Annotated in this window: 18 protein-coding genes; 6 read left to right on the top strand and 12 right to left on the bottom strand. The window is 67.9% G+C overall.

Features of this window, described 5'->3' with window-relative positions; all coding sequences use genetic code 11:
• The first annotated feature begins 239 nt into the window (after window positions 1-239).
• On the top strand, window positions 240-1,220 hold the full coding sequence (locus ACO07I_RS09265; protein WP_422016544.1) for a Gfo/Idh/MocA family protein: 981 nt from the start codon (window positions 240-242) through the stop codon (window positions 1,218-1,220).
• Window positions 1,221-1,224: 4 nt separating this feature from the next.
• Here the strand turns inward: ACO07I_RS09265 and ACO07I_RS09270 are convergent, their stop codons facing one another.
• From ACO07I_RS09270 to ACO07I_RS09295, 6 genes are all read right to left on the bottom strand, one after another.
• Window positions 1,225-1,725, bottom strand: a complete 501-nt coding sequence (locus ACO07I_RS09270; protein ID WP_422016546.1) for a DUF421 domain-containing protein — start codon at window positions 1,723-1,725, stop codon at window positions 1,225-1,227.
• A 112-nt stretch (window positions 1,726-1,837) separates the two neighbouring features.
• Window positions 1,838-2,188 (bottom strand): SET domain-containing protein, encoded by a 351-nt coding sequence (locus ACO07I_RS09275; RefSeq protein WP_422016548.1) that lies wholly within the window; start codon window positions 2,186-2,188, stop codon window positions 1,838-1,840.
• 69 nt (window positions 2,189-2,257) lie between these two features.
• On the bottom strand, window positions 2,258-2,836 hold the full coding sequence (locus ACO07I_RS09280) for a cytochrome b (protein WP_422016550.1): 579 nt from the start codon (window positions 2,834-2,836) through the stop codon (window positions 2,258-2,260).
• On the bottom strand, window positions 2,833-3,894 hold the full coding sequence (locus ACO07I_RS09285; RefSeq protein WP_422016552.1) for a catalase family peroxidase: 1,062 nt from the start codon (window positions 3,892-3,894) through the stop codon (window positions 2,833-2,835). The genes ACO07I_RS09280 and ACO07I_RS09285 overlap by 4 nt, the downstream gene beginning before the upstream one ends.
• Window positions 3,895-3,970: 76 nt before the next feature.
• Complete coding sequence (locus ACO07I_RS09290; RefSeq protein ID WP_422016554.1) at window positions 3,971-5,584, bottom strand: Na+/H+ antiporter; 1,614 nt, start codon at window positions 5,582-5,584, stop codon at window positions 3,971-3,973.
• Between the two features lie 12 nt (window positions 5,585-5,596).
• Entirely contained in the window at window positions 5,597-7,891 is a 2,295-nt protein-coding gene (locus tag ACO07I_RS09295) for an FdhF/YdeP family oxidoreductase (protein ID WP_422016556.1), read from the bottom strand.
• A 176-nt stretch (window positions 7,892-8,067) separates the two neighbouring features.
• Between ACO07I_RS09295 and ACO07I_RS09300 the strand changes: the two genes are divergently transcribed.
• Genes ACO07I_RS09300 through ACO07I_RS09315 form a run of 4 tightly spaced genes read left to right on the top strand, consistent with a single transcriptional unit; the run spans window position 8,068 to window position 11,541 of the window.
• Window positions 8,068-9,294, top strand: a complete 1,227-nt coding sequence (locus ACO07I_RS09300) for an HlyD family secretion protein (RefSeq protein ID WP_422016558.1) — start codon at window positions 8,068-8,070, stop codon at window positions 9,292-9,294.
• Window positions 9,291-10,871, top strand: a complete 1,581-nt coding sequence (locus ACO07I_RS09305) for a DHA2 family efflux MFS transporter permease subunit (protein ID WP_422016560.1) — start codon at window positions 9,291-9,293, stop codon at window positions 10,869-10,871. Before ACO07I_RS09300 ends, ACO07I_RS09305 begins: the two co-directional genes overlap by 4 nt.
• Before the next feature lie 7 nt (window positions 10,872-10,878).
• Complete coding sequence (locus tag ACO07I_RS09310; RefSeq protein ID WP_422016562.1) at window positions 10,879-11,025, top strand: hypothetical protein; 147 nt, start codon at window positions 10,879-10,881, stop codon at window positions 11,023-11,025.
• Window positions 11,026-11,028: 3 nt separating this feature from the next.
• A complete protein-coding gene (locus tag ACO07I_RS09315) occupies window positions 11,029-11,541 on the top strand; it encodes a Dps family protein (protein WP_422016564.1) in 513 nt (170 codons plus the stop codon).
• Window positions 11,542-11,595: 54 nt separating this feature from the next.
• Here the strand turns inward: ACO07I_RS09315 and ACO07I_RS09320 are convergent, their stop codons facing one another.
• The 6 genes from ACO07I_RS09320 to ACO07I_RS09345 all read right to left on the bottom strand — a co-directional run bounded on the left by ACO07I_RS09320 (window position 11,596) and on the right by ACO07I_RS09345 (window position 16,887).
• Window positions 11,596-11,997, bottom strand: a complete 402-nt coding sequence (locus ACO07I_RS09320; RefSeq protein WP_422016566.1) for a response regulator transcription factor — start codon at window positions 11,995-11,997, stop codon at window positions 11,596-11,598.
• Between the two features lie 73 nt (window positions 11,998-12,070).
• Window positions 12,071-12,724: a response regulator transcription factor gene (locus ACO07I_RS09325; RefSeq protein WP_422016568.1), complete on the bottom strand. Its 654-nt coding sequence runs from the start codon at window positions 12,722-12,724 to the stop codon at window positions 12,071-12,073.
• A complete protein-coding gene (locus tag ACO07I_RS09330; RefSeq protein ID WP_422016570.1) occupies window positions 12,721-14,163 on the bottom strand; it encodes a sensor histidine kinase in 1,443 nt (480 codons plus the stop codon). The genes ACO07I_RS09325 and ACO07I_RS09330 overlap by 4 nt, the downstream gene beginning before the upstream one ends.
• Window positions 14,164-14,244: 81 nt before the next feature.
• Window positions 14,245-15,009, bottom strand: a complete 765-nt coding sequence (locus ACO07I_RS09335; RefSeq protein WP_422016572.1) for an SDR family NAD(P)-dependent oxidoreductase — start codon at window positions 15,007-15,009, stop codon at window positions 14,245-14,247.
• A gap of 13 nt (window positions 15,010-15,022) precedes the next feature.
• The gene (locus tag ACO07I_RS09340) at window positions 15,023-15,859 is read right to left on the bottom strand and encodes a phytanoyl-CoA dioxygenase family protein (RefSeq protein ID WP_422016574.1); all 837 of its coding nucleotides are present in this window, start codon (window positions 15,857-15,859) and stop codon (window positions 15,023-15,025) included.
• A gap of 23 nt (window positions 15,860-15,882) precedes the next feature.
• Window positions 15,883-16,887: a Bug family tripartite tricarboxylate transporter substrate binding protein gene (locus ACO07I_RS09345; protein WP_422016576.1), complete on the bottom strand. Its 1,005-nt coding sequence runs from the start codon at window positions 16,885-16,887 to the stop codon at window positions 15,883-15,885.
• Between the two features lie 183 nt (window positions 16,888-17,070).
• Between ACO07I_RS09345 and ACO07I_RS09350 the strand changes: the two genes are divergently transcribed.
• Entirely contained in the window at window positions 17,071-18,702 is a 1,632-nt protein-coding gene (locus ACO07I_RS09350; protein ID WP_422016578.1) for a GMC family oxidoreductase, read from the top strand.

Genomic DNA, 18,702 nt, shown 5'->3' on the forward strand with positions numbered 1-18,702 from the left:
CATGGCTTCGCCCTTCACCGAATCGCGGTCTGCGAATCGGCGCCAAAGGAACGGCACCGGCTGAAACTCTCCGGTGATTTTCTTAGGAGCGCTTGCTTACGAGTTGATGGCACACGCTGTGCGTCGTGTAGATTTTCACTCGGAATCTTTTTAAAGATTCGTGCAATCTTCGTTACGGCATAAGCGCGCCGTCTCGGCTGTCGTGACTGACGCTTCTGCACCCTGGTGAAAGTGATCGAATGACAAATGGCAGCGTGGCGATCGGCATCATCGGCGCAGGCATCATGGGCGAGCGTCTGCTCGGCGCGATTCTTCAACAGGATCCCGCTCTGGTCCATGTGTCCGGCATCTGGGATCCCTCGCCCGAGGCGATGCGGCGCATGGAGAAGACCTTCCCGGCCGTGCCGCGCCTGCCGGATGCGGCGGCGGTGATCGCGGCGAGCGATTGCGTCTACGTCGCCTCGCCTCCTGCCTCGCATCTCGCACACGCGCGGGCAGCCCTCGCCGCCGGCAAGAGCTTCTTCGGCGAGAAGCCGCTATCGGTCGACGTCAGCGACGCACGCGCCTTCGTGCGCGAAGCCGGCAATCGGGGCGCCGTGAACTTCCCCTTCGCCTCTTCGTTTGCGGTGGCCGCGCTGCGCGACTGGATCGACAAGGGCGAGATCGGCATGCCGCGGCGCATCGCTATCGAAGTCGGCTTCAAAGTCTGGCCGCGCCCCTGGCAGGCCGATGCCGTGGCATGGCTGGACAGGCCGCAACAGGGCGGCTTCACCCGCGAGGTGGTCTCGCACTTCCTCTTCCTGGCGCGGCGTCTCGTCGGGCCGCTACACGATCTCGCCGGCGAGGCCTGGTTTCCTGAGTCTGGCCAATCCGAACGGCGCATCTCCGCCACCTTTCGGGCCGGCGACCTGCCGGTGACGCTTTCCGGCGCCGTCGGCGGGACGGCGAAGGACGATCACAATGTCTGGATGCTGGAGGGCGACCGCGGCGCCGTGCGCCTGTGCGACTGGTCTATCGCCGAACGCCGCCTGCCCGACGGCTCCTGGCAGCCCGCCCCGGATGCGATGCCCAACGAGCGGGCCCGGCCGCTGGCATTGAAGCGCCAGCTCGAGGGTGTGGCGAGACTGGCCCGCGGCGAGGCGCATCATCTCGCCACGCTGCAAGAAGCGCTGGACGTCCAGGAGATCGTCGAGGCCATCCTCGCCAAGCGCTCGCCTTAGACCGTCAGCCGCTCTTCTTGATGACGCTGATGCGACCGTCGGCCTCCAGGCAGGCGAGTTTCACCTGCGTACAGTCGTCGACGCCGTTCTCGCGAAGCTGGGCCATCAGCTCGCTTTCGGTCACGTACTCCCGCCGCATGTTCCGGTAGAGCATGCGGCCGTCGTCGATCAGCTTGAGCTTCGGCCCGCGGGTCAGGCGCTCGAGCGCCGGAAACCTGAACTGCAGCCATTCGATCGAGTAGCTGCACATCAGGATCACCAGCACGACGAAAGCGCTTTCGCTGATCGAGCGGGTCTCGGGCACGAAGCCGTTTCCGGCCACTTCGGAAATGAGCACGATGACGAGAATGTCCGAGGGGGCGATGCCGCCGAGCTGGCGCCTCAGCACCAGCCGCATCAGGACGAAGATGATGGCGTAGAGGAGGATCGCCCGCACGGCCAGCTCGGCAAGGGCCACGGTGGGCACGAAAATCGACTCCCAGTCGATCGACAGCAGCCAATGCAAGGAAGCCTCCAGTCCGAACCAGCGCGCCTGCAACGCTCGAGACTGGCAGCACGTTGCAGCTCCTTGTGGGCAATCCCCGGCATCGTACCGGCGTCCCCTGGGATGCGCCGGCTCACCTTGGATAGAAGGTCGACCCGTAGTCGAAGGTGATCTCCTCACCCGCCGCGACGCCCTCGATTCCCGCCACGATCCAGATGCGACCCCGGTCGCGCAGGATGAAGCAGTTGGGATTGCGGCGGCGGTGGTTGGCAAAGCGCGCTTCGTTACCCCGGGAGGCGCCGTCGATGCTCACGTTGTCGCCCAGTTCGAAGATGCAGTCGGCGCCTTCGGCAATGCGCGCGAAGGCGACCTTGTCGGGAATCCGCTCGCCCTTGTATTCGATGATCTTCGTTCCCCACGGAATCTCTTGCGCGGCGAACAGGCCCATGCCGTGAATCTTCGACTTCTTCACCACGACTTTCACGGCGCGTCTCTCACAGGGCCAAGCGTGACGCTCGCCATAACACTCCGCGAGACGCAGGCAAAGACGCTCTCATTCCTTCCGCTCCGTCGTTTGGAGCGGCAGCGGGGACATCGCTTCGAAGACGCCATCGCGCCGGACCAGCGCGTGGAACAGCGCCGCCGCGACATGCAGCAGGATCAGCGCGAAGAAGGCGAAAGCCAGCCAGCGATGCGCGGCCCACAGCAGCGTGTGCAGCGAGTCGCTCTGCGGCACGATCGGCGGCAGCCGGATATTGCCGAACAGCACGACCGGATAGTCGGCCGCCGACAGCATCGCCCAGCCGAGCAGCGGCATGACGATCATCAGGCCATAGAGCCCCCAGTGCGAGAGCACCGCGCCGAGCCGCATCAGGGGCGGCAGGCTGGCCGGCAGCGGCGGCGCGCCCAGTACCAGGCGCAGGACGAGTCGCACGAGCACCAGGGCGAACAGCGCAACGCCCAGGGTCTTGTGGGTGGCGACCAGCGGCACGTAGGACGGCGCGACGGTCGAGAGCATGCCGACGCCGATGAACAGCATCGCCACGATGCCGGCCGCCATCGTCCAGTGAAGCAGGCGCTGCGCGCCCGAGAAGCGATCGTGGCTCGCCGTGGGGGTCATCGTCCGGCTCATGGCTTGGTGCTCCCGGCGCCGGCCGCTCTTGGATAGTCCTTCGCCTCGGAGGTGCGCAGGTCGTACGAACGCGCATAGGCCGAGGAACGGGCGGCGGGGAACGGATCGTCGGAAACGCTCATGCCGCGTGGCAGCACCGTCGGGTCGAAATTGATGTCGCGGCACGGGCCGTCCGGCTCGCCGATGACCTTGTTCACCACCAGCGTGCCGACTTCGACCGTGCGCCGGGAGGCGGGCCAGGCCTTGCTGGGATCGGCCGTATCGTCACCCGGTTCCGCGACGGTCAGGACCATCGTCCAGAGCTGCGGCGCAGCGGCGACCCGGCTCGAGATTTCCTGCTCGAGATAGTTCGGCCCCCGCTTGGCCAGTTCGTCGGGTGCGATCGGCACCGGCGTCGCCGCCGGCCGGAGCGACCAGCGGACGGCACGCGACGTTCCGCCCGCGTCGGTGAACAGGAAGGAATTGAGGCTGTTGAATACATCCTCGGCATAGCTGGAGGTCCAGGGTGCCGTCCCGGCCCAGCCGGCGAAGGCCATGAACTCCGGATGGCGGCCGATGAAGGCCTTCATCGCATCCGCGCCCTTGGGCGCCGATTGCAGGAGATCGAAGAAGGCCTGCGGCGTCGACACGGCGAAGACCGGCGCGTCGATCATCGCGCTGCGCCAGACATCGCCGTCGGGCGTCGCGACCTGCAGGCCCATGCCGCGCACCCGCACCGTCGCGTCCGCCGCGTTGGGATTGGGCGTGGCCAGATTGAAGCGGCCGAGCACCGGCCAGGTACCGGCCGTGAAGACCTTCGCTCGCGACAGTGTCACGCCGTTGCCGTTGGATTGGAACTCGCCGGTGAAGCAGATGCCCTTGGCATGATTGCGCCGATGGCCGAGCGCCGGGCCGCCCGCGGGCGCCAGGGCGGCGACGAGTCTGGTCGGCGTCAGCCGCTCCGGCGACAGCCAACCCGCCGTATAGGCGAAGGCCGCCGCACTGCCCGCCACGACCAGCGCGATCACGGCCAATGACACGAGGGGGCTGCGGGTTGGTCCGGGGGATGATCGTGACATTGGCAAACACCTGGCTGGGACTCGGAATGAGTATGGCTGCACGAATGACTCGCACGCTCTCAAGAACGCGTGAGAATCAGGCGCCTGCGATGCGTGCCTCGACGAGATCGACTTCGCGCACGAGCTTGCGCGCCGCCTCGTCGGACAGTTGGCCGCTGCGGGTAAGCTGGAGCAGCCGCTCGCGCTCCGCCCGCATGCCGATCAACTCCAGCTCCCGCTCGAGCGCCTCGATGCGGCGCGCAACGTCGCCCTCGGCACCCGATCGCGAGAGCGCGTCGATGCGCTGGCGGTAGGGCGCCATGGCGCGCGTCGCGGCTTCCGCGCCCAGATCGGCGTCCCCGGGGTGGGTCGCCAAGCCGCCCTGGGCACGCGCGATGGCCGCCAGGGCGGCCTCTCCGGCGGCGACGCGGGCGGCATCTTCCGCCGCCTCCTCTCCCGGCTCGGCCGCAAAGTCGAGGTGACTGAGCAGGCCGGGCAGAAGGAGGGTTGCCGCGACCAGGGAGGCGATGATCACCCCCGCCGCCAGGAAAACCGCGAGGTCGCGCGCCGGGAACGGGCTCCCGTCCGCCAGCATGAACGGCAGGGAGAGGACACCCGCCAGCGTGACCGTTCCCCGCACGCCGGCAACGGTGAGTGCCGCCACCAGACGCCAGCTCGCGGCGCGGCACAGCGCCACGCGCACCAGCGCCCATACCCAAGCGAAACGGAGCGCGGCGACGCCGAAGGTGATCGCCGCAACATAGAGGAGCAGCCAGAAGATCTCGGCATGACCCGCCTCGTGCACCACCTCCGCGGCGCGGCTGGCGATCCGCGGAAGCTGCTCGCCCAACAAAATGAAGATGACGCCGCTGGCGCCGAACTGGATCGTCTCCCACACCGCGCTGCGCCGGACGCGGGTCTCCGCGAGCGCTCCGCCGCCCTGCTCCACGTAGCCCATGGTGATGCCCGCGGCGACCGCGGCCAGGATACCCGAGGCCCCGACGCTGTCGGCGAGGAAGTAGGCGCCGAAAGGGATCAGCAGGCTGATCAGGATCTGCGCGCCGACATCCTCCCCATAGCGGTGCGACACCCAGTTCTTCAGATGGGCCGCAACGGTGGTGACGGCGAAGCCTGCCGCCAGTCCGACGGCCGAGGCCCACACGAAGCTGCCGACGGCATCGACCAGCGAGAAGGTGCCGGTCAGCACAGCAGCCACCGCGAACCGAAGGCACACCAAACCCGACGCGTCGTTGAGCAACGCCTCGCCTTCCAGGAGTCGCATCAGCCGCTTCGGCACGGCCACGCGAGCGGCGATGGCCTTCACCGCGACCGGATCGGTCGGCGAGATCACCGCCGCGAGCGCAAAGGCCACGGCGAGCGGCATGGCCGGGATCATCCAATGGATCAGCAGTCCCGCTCCGAGCACGGTGAACACGACCAGACCGAGCGCGAGCGCGAGGATCATTCCCTTGTCGCGCAGCAGGCCGGCCTTGGGCAGCCGCCAGCCGTCGAAGAACAGCAGCGGCGGCAGGAAGAGCACGAAGAAGACCTGCGGATCGAGCCTCACTCCGAGATTGACCACCGCGGCGACGAACACGCCGAGCGCGATCTGGACGAGCGGCACGGGCACCGGCAGCGGCAGCATGCGGGCGCAGGCGCCGCTCACCACCACGGCCGCGAGCAGGATCAGGACGATCTCGAGCGGTGCCATGGCGTGCCCCTGTCAGGCGGCGTCGGCCACGGCGCGAACGAGCCTCACCGGGATGCCCTTGTAGGAGGGCGTGAAGCTGATCGGATCGTGGGCATCCAGCGCCACCAGCGGATTGGTCTCCGGATAGTAGGCGGCGCAGCTTCCCTCGGGGAACGAATAGGCCACGAGCTGGTAGCCGCGCACGCGCCGTTCGATGCCGTCGCCGTTTACCGCGACGATGTCGACGCGGTCGCCGGGCTCGAAGCCCAGCCTCTCGATCTCGGTCGCGCTGAGGAAGACGACGTCGCGCTGGCCGTAGACGCCGCGATAGCGGTCGGACATGGAGTAGAGCGTCGTATTGTACTGGTCGTGACTGCGCACGCTGGTCAGCCACAGCACGTCGTTGTCCTTCTGCACCGGGTCTTCCTGGATGCCCTCGTAGATCAGGAAGTTGGCCTTGCCCGATCCGGTCTTCCAGATCCGCTCGCGCGCGGTCGAGACAAGATGGAAGCCGCCCGGCACGCGGATGCGCTCATTGTAGTTCTCGAAGATCGGGAACACGTCCTCGATGGCGTCGCGGATGCGGTCATAGTCGGCGACCAGCTCCTCCCACGGCACGACCGACCGCGCCCCAAGCGTCGCCCGGGCGATGCCGGCCACGATCGCGGGTTCGCTCTTCAGATCGTCCGAGGCGGGCGCGTTCAGGCCCAGCGAGGCATGGACCATCGACATCGAATCCTCGACGGTGATCGATTGCGGTCCGGTCGCCTGCACGTCGAGCTCGGTGCGGCCGAGGCAGGGCAGGATCAGGGCTTCACGGCCGCGCACGAGATGGCTGCGGTTGAGCTTGGTCGATACATGGACGCTGAGGTCGAGCCGGCGGAAGGCGTCACGCGTCACCTGCCAGTCCGGCATGGCCGCCACGATGTTGCCGCCCATGCCGAAGAACACCCGTACCTCGCCGCGCGCCATCGCCTGCAGCGCGGTGACGACGTTGTGGCCCGGCGCCGACGGTGGCGTAAAGCCAAACCGCTTGCCCAGCCGCGCGAGGAAGTCGGCGGCCGGGATTTCGGTGATGCCGACCGTTCGGTCTCCCTGCACGTTCGAGTGACCTCGCACCGGGCAGATGCCCGCGCCCTCGCGGCCGATATTGCCGCGCAGCAGGCAGAGATTGGCGAGCTGCTGCACCGCCTGCGCGCCATGGCGATGCTGGGTGATGCCCATGCCATAGACGACGATGGCGCGCGGGGCCTTCATATAGGCCCTCGCCGCCTCCTCGATCTCGGAACGGACGAGGCCGGATTGCCGCTCCAGCGACGCCCAGTCGACCGCCTTCAGGTCGGCGATCAGCGCGTCGATGCCGGTCGTATGCTCGCGGATGAAATCCCAGTCGAGTATGGCCGTGCCGCCGGCGGCGCGCGCACCCTCATCCGCCTCGACCAGGACCTTCATCAGCCCCTTGATCACCGCCACGTCGCCGCCGACCCGCACCTGGTAGAGGCGCGAACTGATCGGCGTGGCGCTCAGCGTCACCATCTCGATCGGATCCTGTGGCGCCTGAAAGCGTTCGAGCGCGCGCTCGCGGAACGGGTTGAAGGACATGATGGTGGCGCCACGGCGTGACGCGTTGCGCAGGCTGGTCATCATGCGCGGGCTGTTGGTGCCGGGATTCTGGCCGAAGATGAAGATGCAGTCGGTCTTGTCGAAATCCTCCAACAGCACCGTCCCCTTGCCGACGCCGATCGAGAGAGGCAGCCCGACGCTGGTCGCCTCGTGGCACATGTTCGAGCAGTCGGGGAAGTTGTTGGTGCCGAACTCGCGGACGAAGAGCTGGTAGAGGAACGCCGCCTCGTTGGATGTGCGGCCCGAAGTGTAGAACTCGGCCATGTTCGGATCGGGCAAGGCCGCCAGGTGCCGGCCGATGGTCGCGAAGGCCTCGTCCCAGCTCACCGGCCGGTAGCGGTCGCTTGCCGCGTCGTAGGCCATGGGGTGCGTCAGCCGCCCCGCCATCTCGAGTTCGTAGTCGCCCCAGCCTTCCAGCTCGGAGACGGTATGCTCGGCGAAGAACGCGGGCGTGCAGCGCTCCGCGGTTGATTCCCAGGCCACCGCCTTGCCGCCATTCTCGCAGAACTCGAACGAGGAGGTGTGCTTGGGGTCGGGCCAGGCGCAGCCCGGACAGTCGAAGCCCTTGGGCTGGTTCATGCGCAGGAGCGTCTTCGATCCCTTGATCGTGATGCCCTGCTCGACGAGATGCTCGCCCAGCGCCTTCAGGGCGCCCCACCCACCGGCGGGCTGCTTGTAGGGTCGAATGCGCTTGGTGGCGGCCATGATCCTGCTCCCGATCGGATGCGGTGGAGCGATCTTCGCGGAAAACAGGGTCGCTGACTGCCTATACCAAGGTTTGCCCGGGTCAGACGTCCATCTGGATTGGCGGTTTCTGCGCGGTCCCTATCCTCTCGTTCAGCCCCGCAATCGGTGCGTGGCCCGCGATCGGAGCCCCCGCCATGTCGCCCAACCGCCCCGCTACCCTGATCCCGCTCCGCCGCCCGACGGAGAACAGCCCCCCGGCCGCCACACCGGCCGCCCCCGCGCCGCCCGCGCAGGAGACGCTGCTCCTTGAAGCGCCGGCAAAGACCGACGATGCCGGCTCCGGGAAGGCCCCGCGCGGCGGCTTCACACGGCGCCGCGCGCTGCTGGGTGGCGCCGGCCTTGTGGCCCTGATTGTCGCGGTCTCGGCGGGCGGCCTCTACGTCGACTACAATGCGCACTTCGCCACGACCGACGACGCCTTCATCGCCGCGCGCCAGTTCGCCGTCGCGCCCAAGGTGCCAGGCTACCTGACCGCCGTGCCGGTCACCGACAACCAGCATGTCGTGCAGGGCGACGTGATCGCCCGCGTCGACCAGCGCGACTACCGGGTGGCGCTGGCCCAGGCCGAGGCGGCCATCGCCGCGGCACAGGCGAACATCGCCAACATCGCGGCCCAGATCGAGGTCCAGAAGGCGCAGATCGCCGCCAGCGAGACCCAGGTGAAGCTGAGCGAAGCGCGGCTGGTCTATGCGCAACAGCAGGCCGAACGCTACGGCACGCTCACCAAGGAAGGCTGGACGAGCCACCAGACCGGCGAGCTCGCCATCTCCGAGCTCTACCAGCAGCAGGCCGCGGTCTCGAACGCACAGGCCAATGTGACGGTGGCGCAACGTCAGCTGAGCGCCCTCGAGGCGCAGCGCAACACGGCGCAGGCCAACCTGCAGGAAGCCGAAGCCCGGCGCGACCAGGCCTCGCTCAACCTCTCCTACACGACGGTGACGGCGGCGCAGCCGGGGCGGGTCGTGCAGCTCGGCGCGGCAGTCGGCCAATTCGCCCAGGCTGGCACGGCATTGTCGATGTTCGTGCCCGACGAGATCTGGGTCGTTGCCAACTTCAAGGAGACGCAGCTCGGCGCGATGCGTCCGGGCCAGCCGGTGAGCTTCGGGATCGACGCCTATCCCGGCCGCCGGATCCACGGCCATGTCGCCAGTGTGCAGCCGGGGTCCGGCACGGCCTTCTCGCTGCTGCCTGCCGAGAATGCGACCGGCAACTACGTGAAGATCGTACAGCGCGTGCCGGTCAAGATCGTGATCGACCAGGCACCAACCGACGTCGCGCTGGGACCGGGCATGTCGGTGGTCCCCACCGTGCGGACCGATCTGACGCCGTCCCTCTACGAGCGGCTGCGGAGCTGGCTGTGAACAGCGTGGCCGCGCCGCAGGCGCCCAATCCCTGGCTGATCGCCGTGGTGGTGGCGATCGCCACCTTCATGGAAGTGCTCGACACCACGATCGCCAACGTGGCGCTGCCCTACATCGCGGGCGGCCTCGGCGTCAGCGAAGACGAGGCGTCATGGGTGGTGACGACCTACCTGGTCTCCAACGCGATCAGCCTGACCGCCAGCAGCTTCCTGGTCCGCCGGATCGGCCGGCGGCGCTTCTTCATCGCCTGCCTCACTTTGTTCACCGTGAGCTCGGTGCTCTGCGCCTTCGCCTGGAACCTGCAGGCCTTGCTGCTGTTCCGCGTCCTGCAGGGCATTGCCGGCGGCGGCATGGTGCCGGTCTCGCAGTCGATCCTCGTCGATACGTTCCCGCCCGCGAAGCGCGGACAGGCCTTCGCCCTGTTCGGTGTCGCGGTCGTGGTGGCGCCCGTGGTTGGCCCCACCCTCGGCGGCTGGCTGTCCGACAATGTCTCCTGGAACTGGTGCTTCCTGATCAACGGCCCGGTCGGCCTGTTCACGATCGCTTCGATCGCCCTGCTGCTGCGCGAGACGCGGGCCCAGGTCGAGGAACGCCAGCGGCTGCGGCGGACCGACGGCGGCTTCGACCTCGTGGGCTTCGTCCTCGTCGCCACCTTCCTCGGCGCGCTCGAGATCGTGTGCGACCGCGGCCTCGAAGACGACTGGTTCGGCTCGGGCTTCATCGTCGCCGTGGCGTCGGTGTGCGCGCTGGCCTTCCTCCTCATGATCCCGTGGGAGATGACGCGCCGCAATCCGGCCGTGGACATCCGCATGGTGGCGACTCGGCAGTTCGGTGCCTGCTTCCTCGTGATGCTGGCGACCGGCGCCATCCTGCTCGCGACCACGCAGTTCCTGCCGCAGCTCGTTCAGCAGGATCTCGGCTACACGGCGACATGGGCCGGTCTCGTCCTGTCGCCCGGCGGCCTCGTGACCATGGCGATGATGTTCATCACCGGCCGCCTGCTGACGAAGATCCAGCCCAAGTATCTGATCGTCGCCGGCGCCTCGATCATCGCCCTCTCGATGTACAATCTGACGTCGATCTACGGCGATGTCGGCTTCTGGTACCTCGCCCACTCGCGCATGCTGCTGGGTGTGGGCCTGCCGCTGATCTTCCTGTCGATCACGGCCGCCTCTTATGAAGGCATTGCCGCGGACAAGGTCGACCAGGCGTCCGCACTGGTCAACGTCGCACGCAACATCGGCGGCTCGCTCGGCATCGCCCTGTCTTCAAACGTGCTGGCCCATCGCGGGCAGTTCCATCAGAGCCGGCTGGTCGAGCACGCCGTCCCATCGGACGCCGCCTACCAGGAGACTTTGCGCCAGGCGATCGACTACTTCGTGACCCATGGCAGCTCGGCGCTGCAGGCCCAGAAGCAGGCCATCGCGTGGATCGGCCAGCAGGTGGCGACCCAGGCCTCGCTCCTGGCCTTCATCGACGTCTTCTGGACGCTGATGGCGATCTCGCTCTCCGCCGCGGCGCTCGCGCTCACCCTGCGCAAGGTCAAGCTCGGCGGCCACGCCCCGGCAGCGCACTGAGGCAATCATGCGCAAGCTGCTGAACATCGACCTCGTCCTCGCTTTCGTCATCGTCTGCATCGCGATGACGCTGACTGTCGTCGTGGCCTTCGCCACGCCGGGAGAAACCCACCAGGTGCATCAAGTCCAACCGTTCCCAGCCACGAAGGAGTAAGCCATGACCACCGTCCAGGATCGCAGGACCGCCGCTCTGCAGACGCCCAGCACCTTCTCCGAAAACGCCGTCAAGGATCTGGCCGCGTCGCTCACCGCCCTGCTGGCCGACTGTTTCGCGCTCTACCTGAAGACCAAGAACTTCCACTGGCACATGTCCGGGCCGCACTTCCGCGACCATCACCTTATGCTCGACGAGCAGGCCGACCAGATCTTCGCCATGACCGATCCGATCGCCGAGCGCGCCCGCAAGATCGGCGGCACGACGCTGCGTTCGATCGGCCAGATCGCCCGCCAGCAGCGCCTGCTCGACAACGATGCCGACTTCGTTCCGCCGGGCACGATGCTGGCCGAGCTGCGCGACGACAACCGCCAGCTCACCTCGATCCTGCGCGAGGTCCATGCGCTCTGCGACGAGCACGGCGACGTCGCCACCGCGAGCCTGGTCGAGGTCTGGATCGACGAGACCGAGCGCCGGACCTGGTTCCTGTTCGAAAGCGCCCGCGCGCACGGATAGCCGGGAGACCCGTCGTCTCGACCGGCGCCACGCGACGGGAGAGACGGCGGGACCTTACTGGGGCGGCCGCAGGGCGCGCTCGACGCACTCGATCATGCGGCTGGCATCGAAAGGCTTGGTGAGGAAGCCGGCCGCGCCCAGCTCCTCGGCCTGTTGCCGCACGTGTTCGCGCGGGAAGGCGGTCATCAGGATGACCGGCAGTCGCGTGTCCGAGCCCACCAGACGCTTCTGCAGTTCGAGGCCCCCCATGCCCGGCATCTGGACGTCGGTCACGAGACAGCAAAAGGAATCGCCCTCCGGCCGCTCGAGAAAATCTTCGGCGGAGCAGAAGGCCCGCACCTCGTAACCCACCGACCGCAACAGGTTGCGCAGCGCCTCGCGCACCGACTCGTCGTCATCGACGACGGCGATGCAGGGGGGCGACGCGGAGTTCGAGGTGTCGGGTGCGGACGGCATGGCAGCGCCACCTTGCGGCAGGCGCGCCGCCGCCGGTAGCCATACGTACGTTTATGAAATTGCAGACACCATGCTATCCCCGACTGGCATGGAGGGACAGCTGCTCGGCCATGCGCACGAGATCGGCGAGCGTGTCGGCGTTCATCTTGCGCATCGCCTGGGCACGATAGAGCTTCACGGTGATCTCGCTCAAGCCCAGTTCCCCGGCGACCTGCTTGTTCATCAGGCCACGCGTGACCAGCGTCATCACCTCCCGCTCGCGCGGGGACAGGCTCTCGAACCGGGTGCGCACATCGCGTCCCGCCTCGGCCGCGGCGCGCCGTTGCCGGTCGGCCTCGATCGCCGAGGAGACGGCATCCAGCATGTCCTGGTCGCGGAACGGCTTGGTAAGGAAGTCGACGGCGCCGGCCTTCATGGCGCGGACCGACATCGGCACATCGCCATGGCCGGTCATGAAGACGATAGGCAGCTCGATGCCCATGCGCGCGAGCTGGCCCTGGAACTCAAGGCCGCTCACGCCCGGCAGGCGGATGTCGAGCACCAGGCAGCCCGGCGCATCGACCGCGCCCGCCTTCAGGAAGTCCGCAGCCGAACCGAACAGCCGTGCCTGCAGGCCGACGGAGCGAAAGAGATTGTCGAGCGCAAGCCGCAGCTCCTCGTCGTCATCGACGACGAAGACCACGGGCGTCGGCTCTGCCGGGGCGGGCGCGGCCGGCCGGCGGTTCATGCCGCCCTCCCGGCGACCGGCAGGCAGACACGGAACGACGCCCCGCCGTCGGGCCGGTTTGCGGCTTCGACCCGGCCGCCATGGGCCTCCACGATCGAGCGCGAGATCGACAGGCCCATGCCCATCCCGTCGCTGCGGGTGGTGAAAAAGGCGTCGAACAGGCGGGCAAGATCAGCCTCGCCGATCCCCGCGCCGGTATCCTCGACTGTGACCACGACGGCATCTCCCAGGCTCTCGCTCGCAACCCGCTGCACCTTAACAGAAATCCAGCGCCGGTCGGGGGGCACGGCACCCAGCGCCTGGATGCCATTGAGCAGAAGATTGAGCAGGACCTGCTGGAGCTGTACCCGATCTCCCTCGACCGGCGGCAGGCCTGCCGGCAGGTCGGCCAATAGCCGCACGCCCTGGGCGCGCAGTTCCCGCTCGACGAGCTGTAGGGTCTCCTCGGCGACCTCGGCGAGGTCGAGCGGTGCGGTCGCGGGCGCCGACTTGGCCGACAGGGCGCGCAGGCGGCGGACGACGTCGCTGGCGCGCTGCGCGTTGCGCAGCATCGCCTCGATCGACTTCTTGGTCTCGCCTAGGTCCGGCGTGGTCCGCCCGAGCCAGCGCAGGCCGGCCTCGCCATTGGCGACGATCGCTGCAAGCGGCTGGTTGACCTCATGGGCAATCGAGGCGGTGAGCTCGCCCATCGTGGAGATGCGCGAGAGGTGCGCGAGTTCGCTGCGCGTCCGGTCGAGCTTGTCCTCGGCCGCGCGCTGGGCGGTGATGTCGGTGTTGGTTTCGAGCACGGAAGCCGGCCGGCCCTGCGAATCGCGCTGCAGCGACCACCGCGTGCTCACCGTGACCTGACGGCCGTCGCGGCAGGTATGGACGATGTCGCCCTCCCAACGGCCGTTGCGCTCCAGCTCGGCGAGAATCGTCTCATGAGGGACCGGGAATATCTTCTTCAGAAGGACCGCCGCCCGCTGGCCGACCGCCTCGTCGCTGCGCCAACCATAGAGTTCCTCGGCTGCGCGGTTCCAGTACCGGATCACGTCGTCACGATCGCGCACGAACACCGTGTCGTGGGTGAGGTCGAGCAGGTCCGCCTGCTCGCGCAGCGCCGCCACGGCCAACTGGTTGCGCGCCGCCAGCAGCGCGGTGATGGCGATGGCGGCGAGGCTGACGAAGCAGCGCAGCATCGCTCCCGTGCCCGGCGTGAGATCGTGCGTGAGGATGAAGCTCACGATCGTCAGCACGGCGCATCCTGCGGCGATCGCCAGGATGCCGGTATAGCCCGCGAAATCGACCGCCAGCAGGACGACGGCGACATAGAGCACGGCCACCGCAATATCGAGCGGCGTCAGCGTGTCGACGACGAAGATCGCGACGGCGACGATGGCCGTGAGCACCGGCACGACGAACTTCGTCCGGCGCGGCGCCGGGACGTAAGGGGACATGAAGGGAGGCTCCACAACGTTGGCGCGCATCGTAGCCTCGCCGCACCAGTGCGAGCGAGCGGTCTTTGCCACGCTCGCGAGTCAGTGAATCGTATAGCCGCCGTCGACGATCAGATCCTGGCCGGTGAGGAACGAGGCATCGGTTGTCAGCAGCCAGTGCACGACTTCGCCGATTTCCTCAGGACGCCCGAAGCGTCCCATCGGCACGTAGTTCATGCGCCGCGCTGATTCCTCCGGCTGGTCGCGCGCACGATCGAGCAGCGGCTGAGTGGCGACCGGACCCGGCGACACGGTGTTCACCTGGATGTTCTCGCGCGCCAGCTCCAGCGCCATCGACTTGGCGAGATGGATCAGCGCCGCCTTGGTCATGCCGTAGATCGTGCGGGTCTGGTAGGCGACCGACCCGAGCTGGCTCGCGACATGCACGATGCGGCCGCCGCCCTGGCGCCGCATCGACGGCAGCACCGCCTGGCTGGCGAGGAACGGCGCGCGCAGGTTGACCGCGACGGCCTTGTCGAACTCGGCGGCGGTGAACTCGCCGAAGTTGCGGTTCAGGCGAATGGCGGCATTGTTGACCAGCAGGTCGACGCGGCCGAAGCGCGTCTCGGCTTCCGCGACCATCGCCAGCACCGCGTCGGCATCGCCGAGATCGACCGTGAGCGGCACGACGCCGCCGGCATCGCCCAGCAAACCGGCACACTCCTTGGCCACGGCCTCCGGCGAATCGTCCGCCACCAGCAACAGTTTCGCGCCCGATTCCGCCAGCCGGCGCGCCACGGCGGCGCCGATACCCACGGGCGACGAGGCGCCCGTCACGATGGCGACTTTTCCGTGCAACGTTTTCATATTCTCTCCGGGCTCAGGCGATGACGCCGTAGCGCGCCTGCTGTTCGGCATGACCTTCGCGATAACGCCCGTAGGCGCGCTTGTGCGCTTCGGCCTGCGCCTCGGCGTCGAGGCTTCGCGGATCGTCCTCGAGATCGAAATGCCCATAACGATCGACGCCGCGCACGAGCGTGGCCGACATGCGCTTGCTGCCGCCATGACGCACATGGGCCGGAATGTAGCTGATGCCGAAGCCGATGCGGCGGTCGTCGCTGCGGTTGGGGCGCGAGTTATGCGCGACCAGCGTGTGATGCAGCGACACCTGGCCGGTCTTCACCGGCGCGAAGACGGCGCGCGAGGTATCGAGCGGCTCGCTGATCGAGCGCGCACCGGCATTGATCGTGCCCGGCGTCGCCGCCTGCCCGTGCGCCAGCTGGCCCAGGCGATGGCTGCCCGGTGCGAATTCCATGCAGCCTGCCTCGACCGAGGCTTCGGAGAGCGCCACCCAGGCGGTGACATGCTCGTACGGAGACAGGCCGAAGAAGGTCGCGTCCTGATGCCAGGCCGTGATGGCGTCGGTCTTCGGCTCCTTGATGAAGAAGGTGCTGGTGAACACCAGGATGTCGGGGCCGAGCAACTGCTCCATCACGTCGAGCAGCCGCCGATCCTCCACCAAGTCGCGCGCCCAGGGCAGCCGCACATGCAGCTTGCGCCGGTCGCCGGCCGAAACCGGCCCGGGCGGCAGGGTGCGCTCGAAGGCTTCGAGGTCGGCGCGCCAGGCCCTCGCCTCCTCGGCCGAAAAGACGTCGACCGGGGCGAAGAACCCGTCGCGATGAAAGGCATCGACCTCGGCCTGGCTGAGCGTGCTCACGTGTCTCGTCCCCTTCTGGCCCTTCAGCCGCCGGTGCCGGTCGCCTTGGCCAGTGGCCCCCACTTGGCCGCTTCGGCGGCAAGGAACACCGAAAGGGCCTCGGGCCCGGTCTTCTGCGGCAGGTTGTAGCCCAGCTCGATGTAGCGGGCGCGGATGGCGGGATCGTTCAGTGCGGCCTCGACCGCCTTGACGATGCGGTCGACGACGGGCCGCGGCGTCTTCGCCGGCGCCAGCATCGCCTGCCAGCTGCCGGCCTCGAAGCCCTTGAGGCCGAGCTCGTCGAGCGTCGGCACTTCGGGCACGAGGCGCGAGCGTTCGAGCGACGAGACGGCGAAGGCCCGCACCGCACCGCTCTTCACATGCGGCACCAGCACGTTCTGGGAGTCCATCATGAAACCGACCCGGCCGGCGACCAGATCGTTCATCGCCGCTGGCGTCGAGCGATAGGGCACGCGCGTGAACTCGACGTTCTCCATCCTGGCCAGCAGCATCTGGCCGAGATCAGCCGAGCTGCCGGGACCGGCCGAGCCGCAGTTCACGGTGCCGGGATGGGCCCTCAAGTAGGCGATGAAGCTCTTGTAGTCGGTGGCCGGCACGGAAGGATGCACCGCCAGCACGAACGGCATGAGGCCGAGATGGCTGATCGGCTGGAACGCCGTCGCCGGATCGAACGTGACCTGCGGGAAGAGTTCGGGGATGACCGAGTGCGCCATGCCCGTGACCAGGAGATTGTAGCCGTCCGGCGCGGCGCGGGCGATCAGGTCCGCGGCGATGGTCGATCCGGCGCCCGGCTTGTTCTCGACCAGCACCGTCTTGCCGAAGGTGCCGGTCATGTGTTCGGCGATGATGCGCGCGACGACGTCGATCGCACCGCCCGCGCCATAGGAGACGACGACGCGCACCGGCTTGTCGGGATAGGCGTCCTGTGCGGCAGCGAACCGGGGAAGACCGGCGGTCGCCGCGGCAGCGAGGCCGAGCCTGAGAAAATTCTTGCGGGTATGCATCGGAGGGACCGTGCGACTGGACATGGGAAGCGCCTCGAACTGTAGGACCGGCCTCCCGAAGCCAGCAACATTGATGCCGAACCCGACTCCGCAGGGCGGGACCCTGCGTCCCGTTCCCATTGGCGAAACCGCTGGCCCATTCTGCACGCATCGAGCCTTGTCAGCCTCCATGCGGACTGCTCCCTTATCGCCCAAGGGAGAAACGAAATGCAGAGAGACTCGACCTATGACTACATCGTCGTCGGTGCAGGGTCCGCGGGCGCGGTCGTTGCAAGCCGGCTGACCGAAAGCGGCCAGCATCGCGTGCTGCTGCTCGAAGCCGGCACCCAGGGCTCGAACTTCTTCTGGTCGAAGGTGCCGGTCGGCGTCGCCAAGATGATCGACGATCCCGCGGTCAACTGGTGCTACTCGTCGGAGCCCGACGAAGGCTCGGGCGGGCGCCGGATCGCGGTGCCGCGCGGCCGCATGCTGGGCGGCTCCAGCTCGATCAACGGCATGGTCTATATCCGCGGACAGGCGCAGGACTACGACCACTGGGCCCAGCTCGGCAATCGCGGCTGGAGCTTCCAGGACGTGCTGCCGATCTTCAAGCGCATGGAGCGCTTCGAGGGCGGCTCCGACGAATTCCGAGGCCGCGACGGCATCCTTCCCGTCACCCACACGCCGCGCAACAAGGTGCCGCTGCTCGAGAAGATCATCGCGGCCGCCGAGAAGATGGGCCTGCCGTACAATCCCGACCAGAACGGCGCCTCGCAGGAAGGCATCGGGATGTCCCAGGTGACGATCACCAAGGGCCGCCGCCAGAGCACCGCCTTCTGCTACCTCGATCCGGCGCGCGGCCGCGCCAACCTGCAGATCGACCAGGGCGCCATTGCCGAGTCCCTCCTCCTGGAAGGCCGGCGCTGCGTCGGCGTGCGCTATTCCGTCAACGGCCAGACGCGCGAAGCGCGGGCCACGCGCGAGGTCATCGTCTCGGGCGGCTCGATCAATTCGCCGAAGCTCCTCGAACTTTCCGGCATCGGCCAGGGCGAGCGGCTGCGTGCGCTCGGCATCGCGCCGGTGCACGAGCTGCAGGGCGTCGGCGAGAATTTGCGCGACCACTACTCGCCGCGCATGAAGTTCGAGATCACGGGCAAGAACCTCACCTTCAACGACAATGCGCGTGGCTGGCGGCTGGCCCGTGAGGCGCTGAAATACGCGATGTTCCGGGAAGGCTTCCTGGCCTCGACGGCGGTGCCGATCCGTCTCTACTTCCGCACGCGCGTGGGCCTCGACTCGCCCGACGCCACCATCTCGATCGCGCCCTTCCTCTACGAGATGGTCGGCAAGGAGCGGCGTGTCTCGGCGCAGAAGGGCATCACCATGAACGTAAACGTGCTGCGCTCGGAGAGTACCGGCTCGGTCCATATCAAGTCGGCCGATCCCGCCGAGCCGCCGGCGATCCGATTCAACTTCCTGTCTACCGAGCACGACCGTACCGGCATCGTGAACGTGCTGCGCAAGGGCCGCGAGCTGATGGCCACCTCGCCGCTCAAGGAAGTCACCGGCCAGGAGATCGCCCCCGGCGCCCATCTCCAGAGCGACGCGGAGCTGCTCGAATGGGTGCGCAACACGGCCGAGACGACCTATCACCCGGTCGGCACCTGCAAGATGGGCAACGACCCGCGCGCCGTGGTCGATTCCGAACTCCGCGTCCACGGCATCACCGGCCTGCGGGTCGCCGACGCCTCGATCATGCCGACGCTCACCAGCGGCAACACCAACGCCCCCACCATCATGATCGGCGAGAAATGCGCGTCGATGGTGCTGGCGGCGGCGGCGGTTGCGCGCGCCGCATAG

Origin of the sequence: Reyranella sp., from assembly GCF_965227665.1 — a bacterium.
Lineage (GTDB): Bacteria > Pseudomonadota > Alphaproteobacteria > Reyranellales > Reyranellaceae > Reyranella.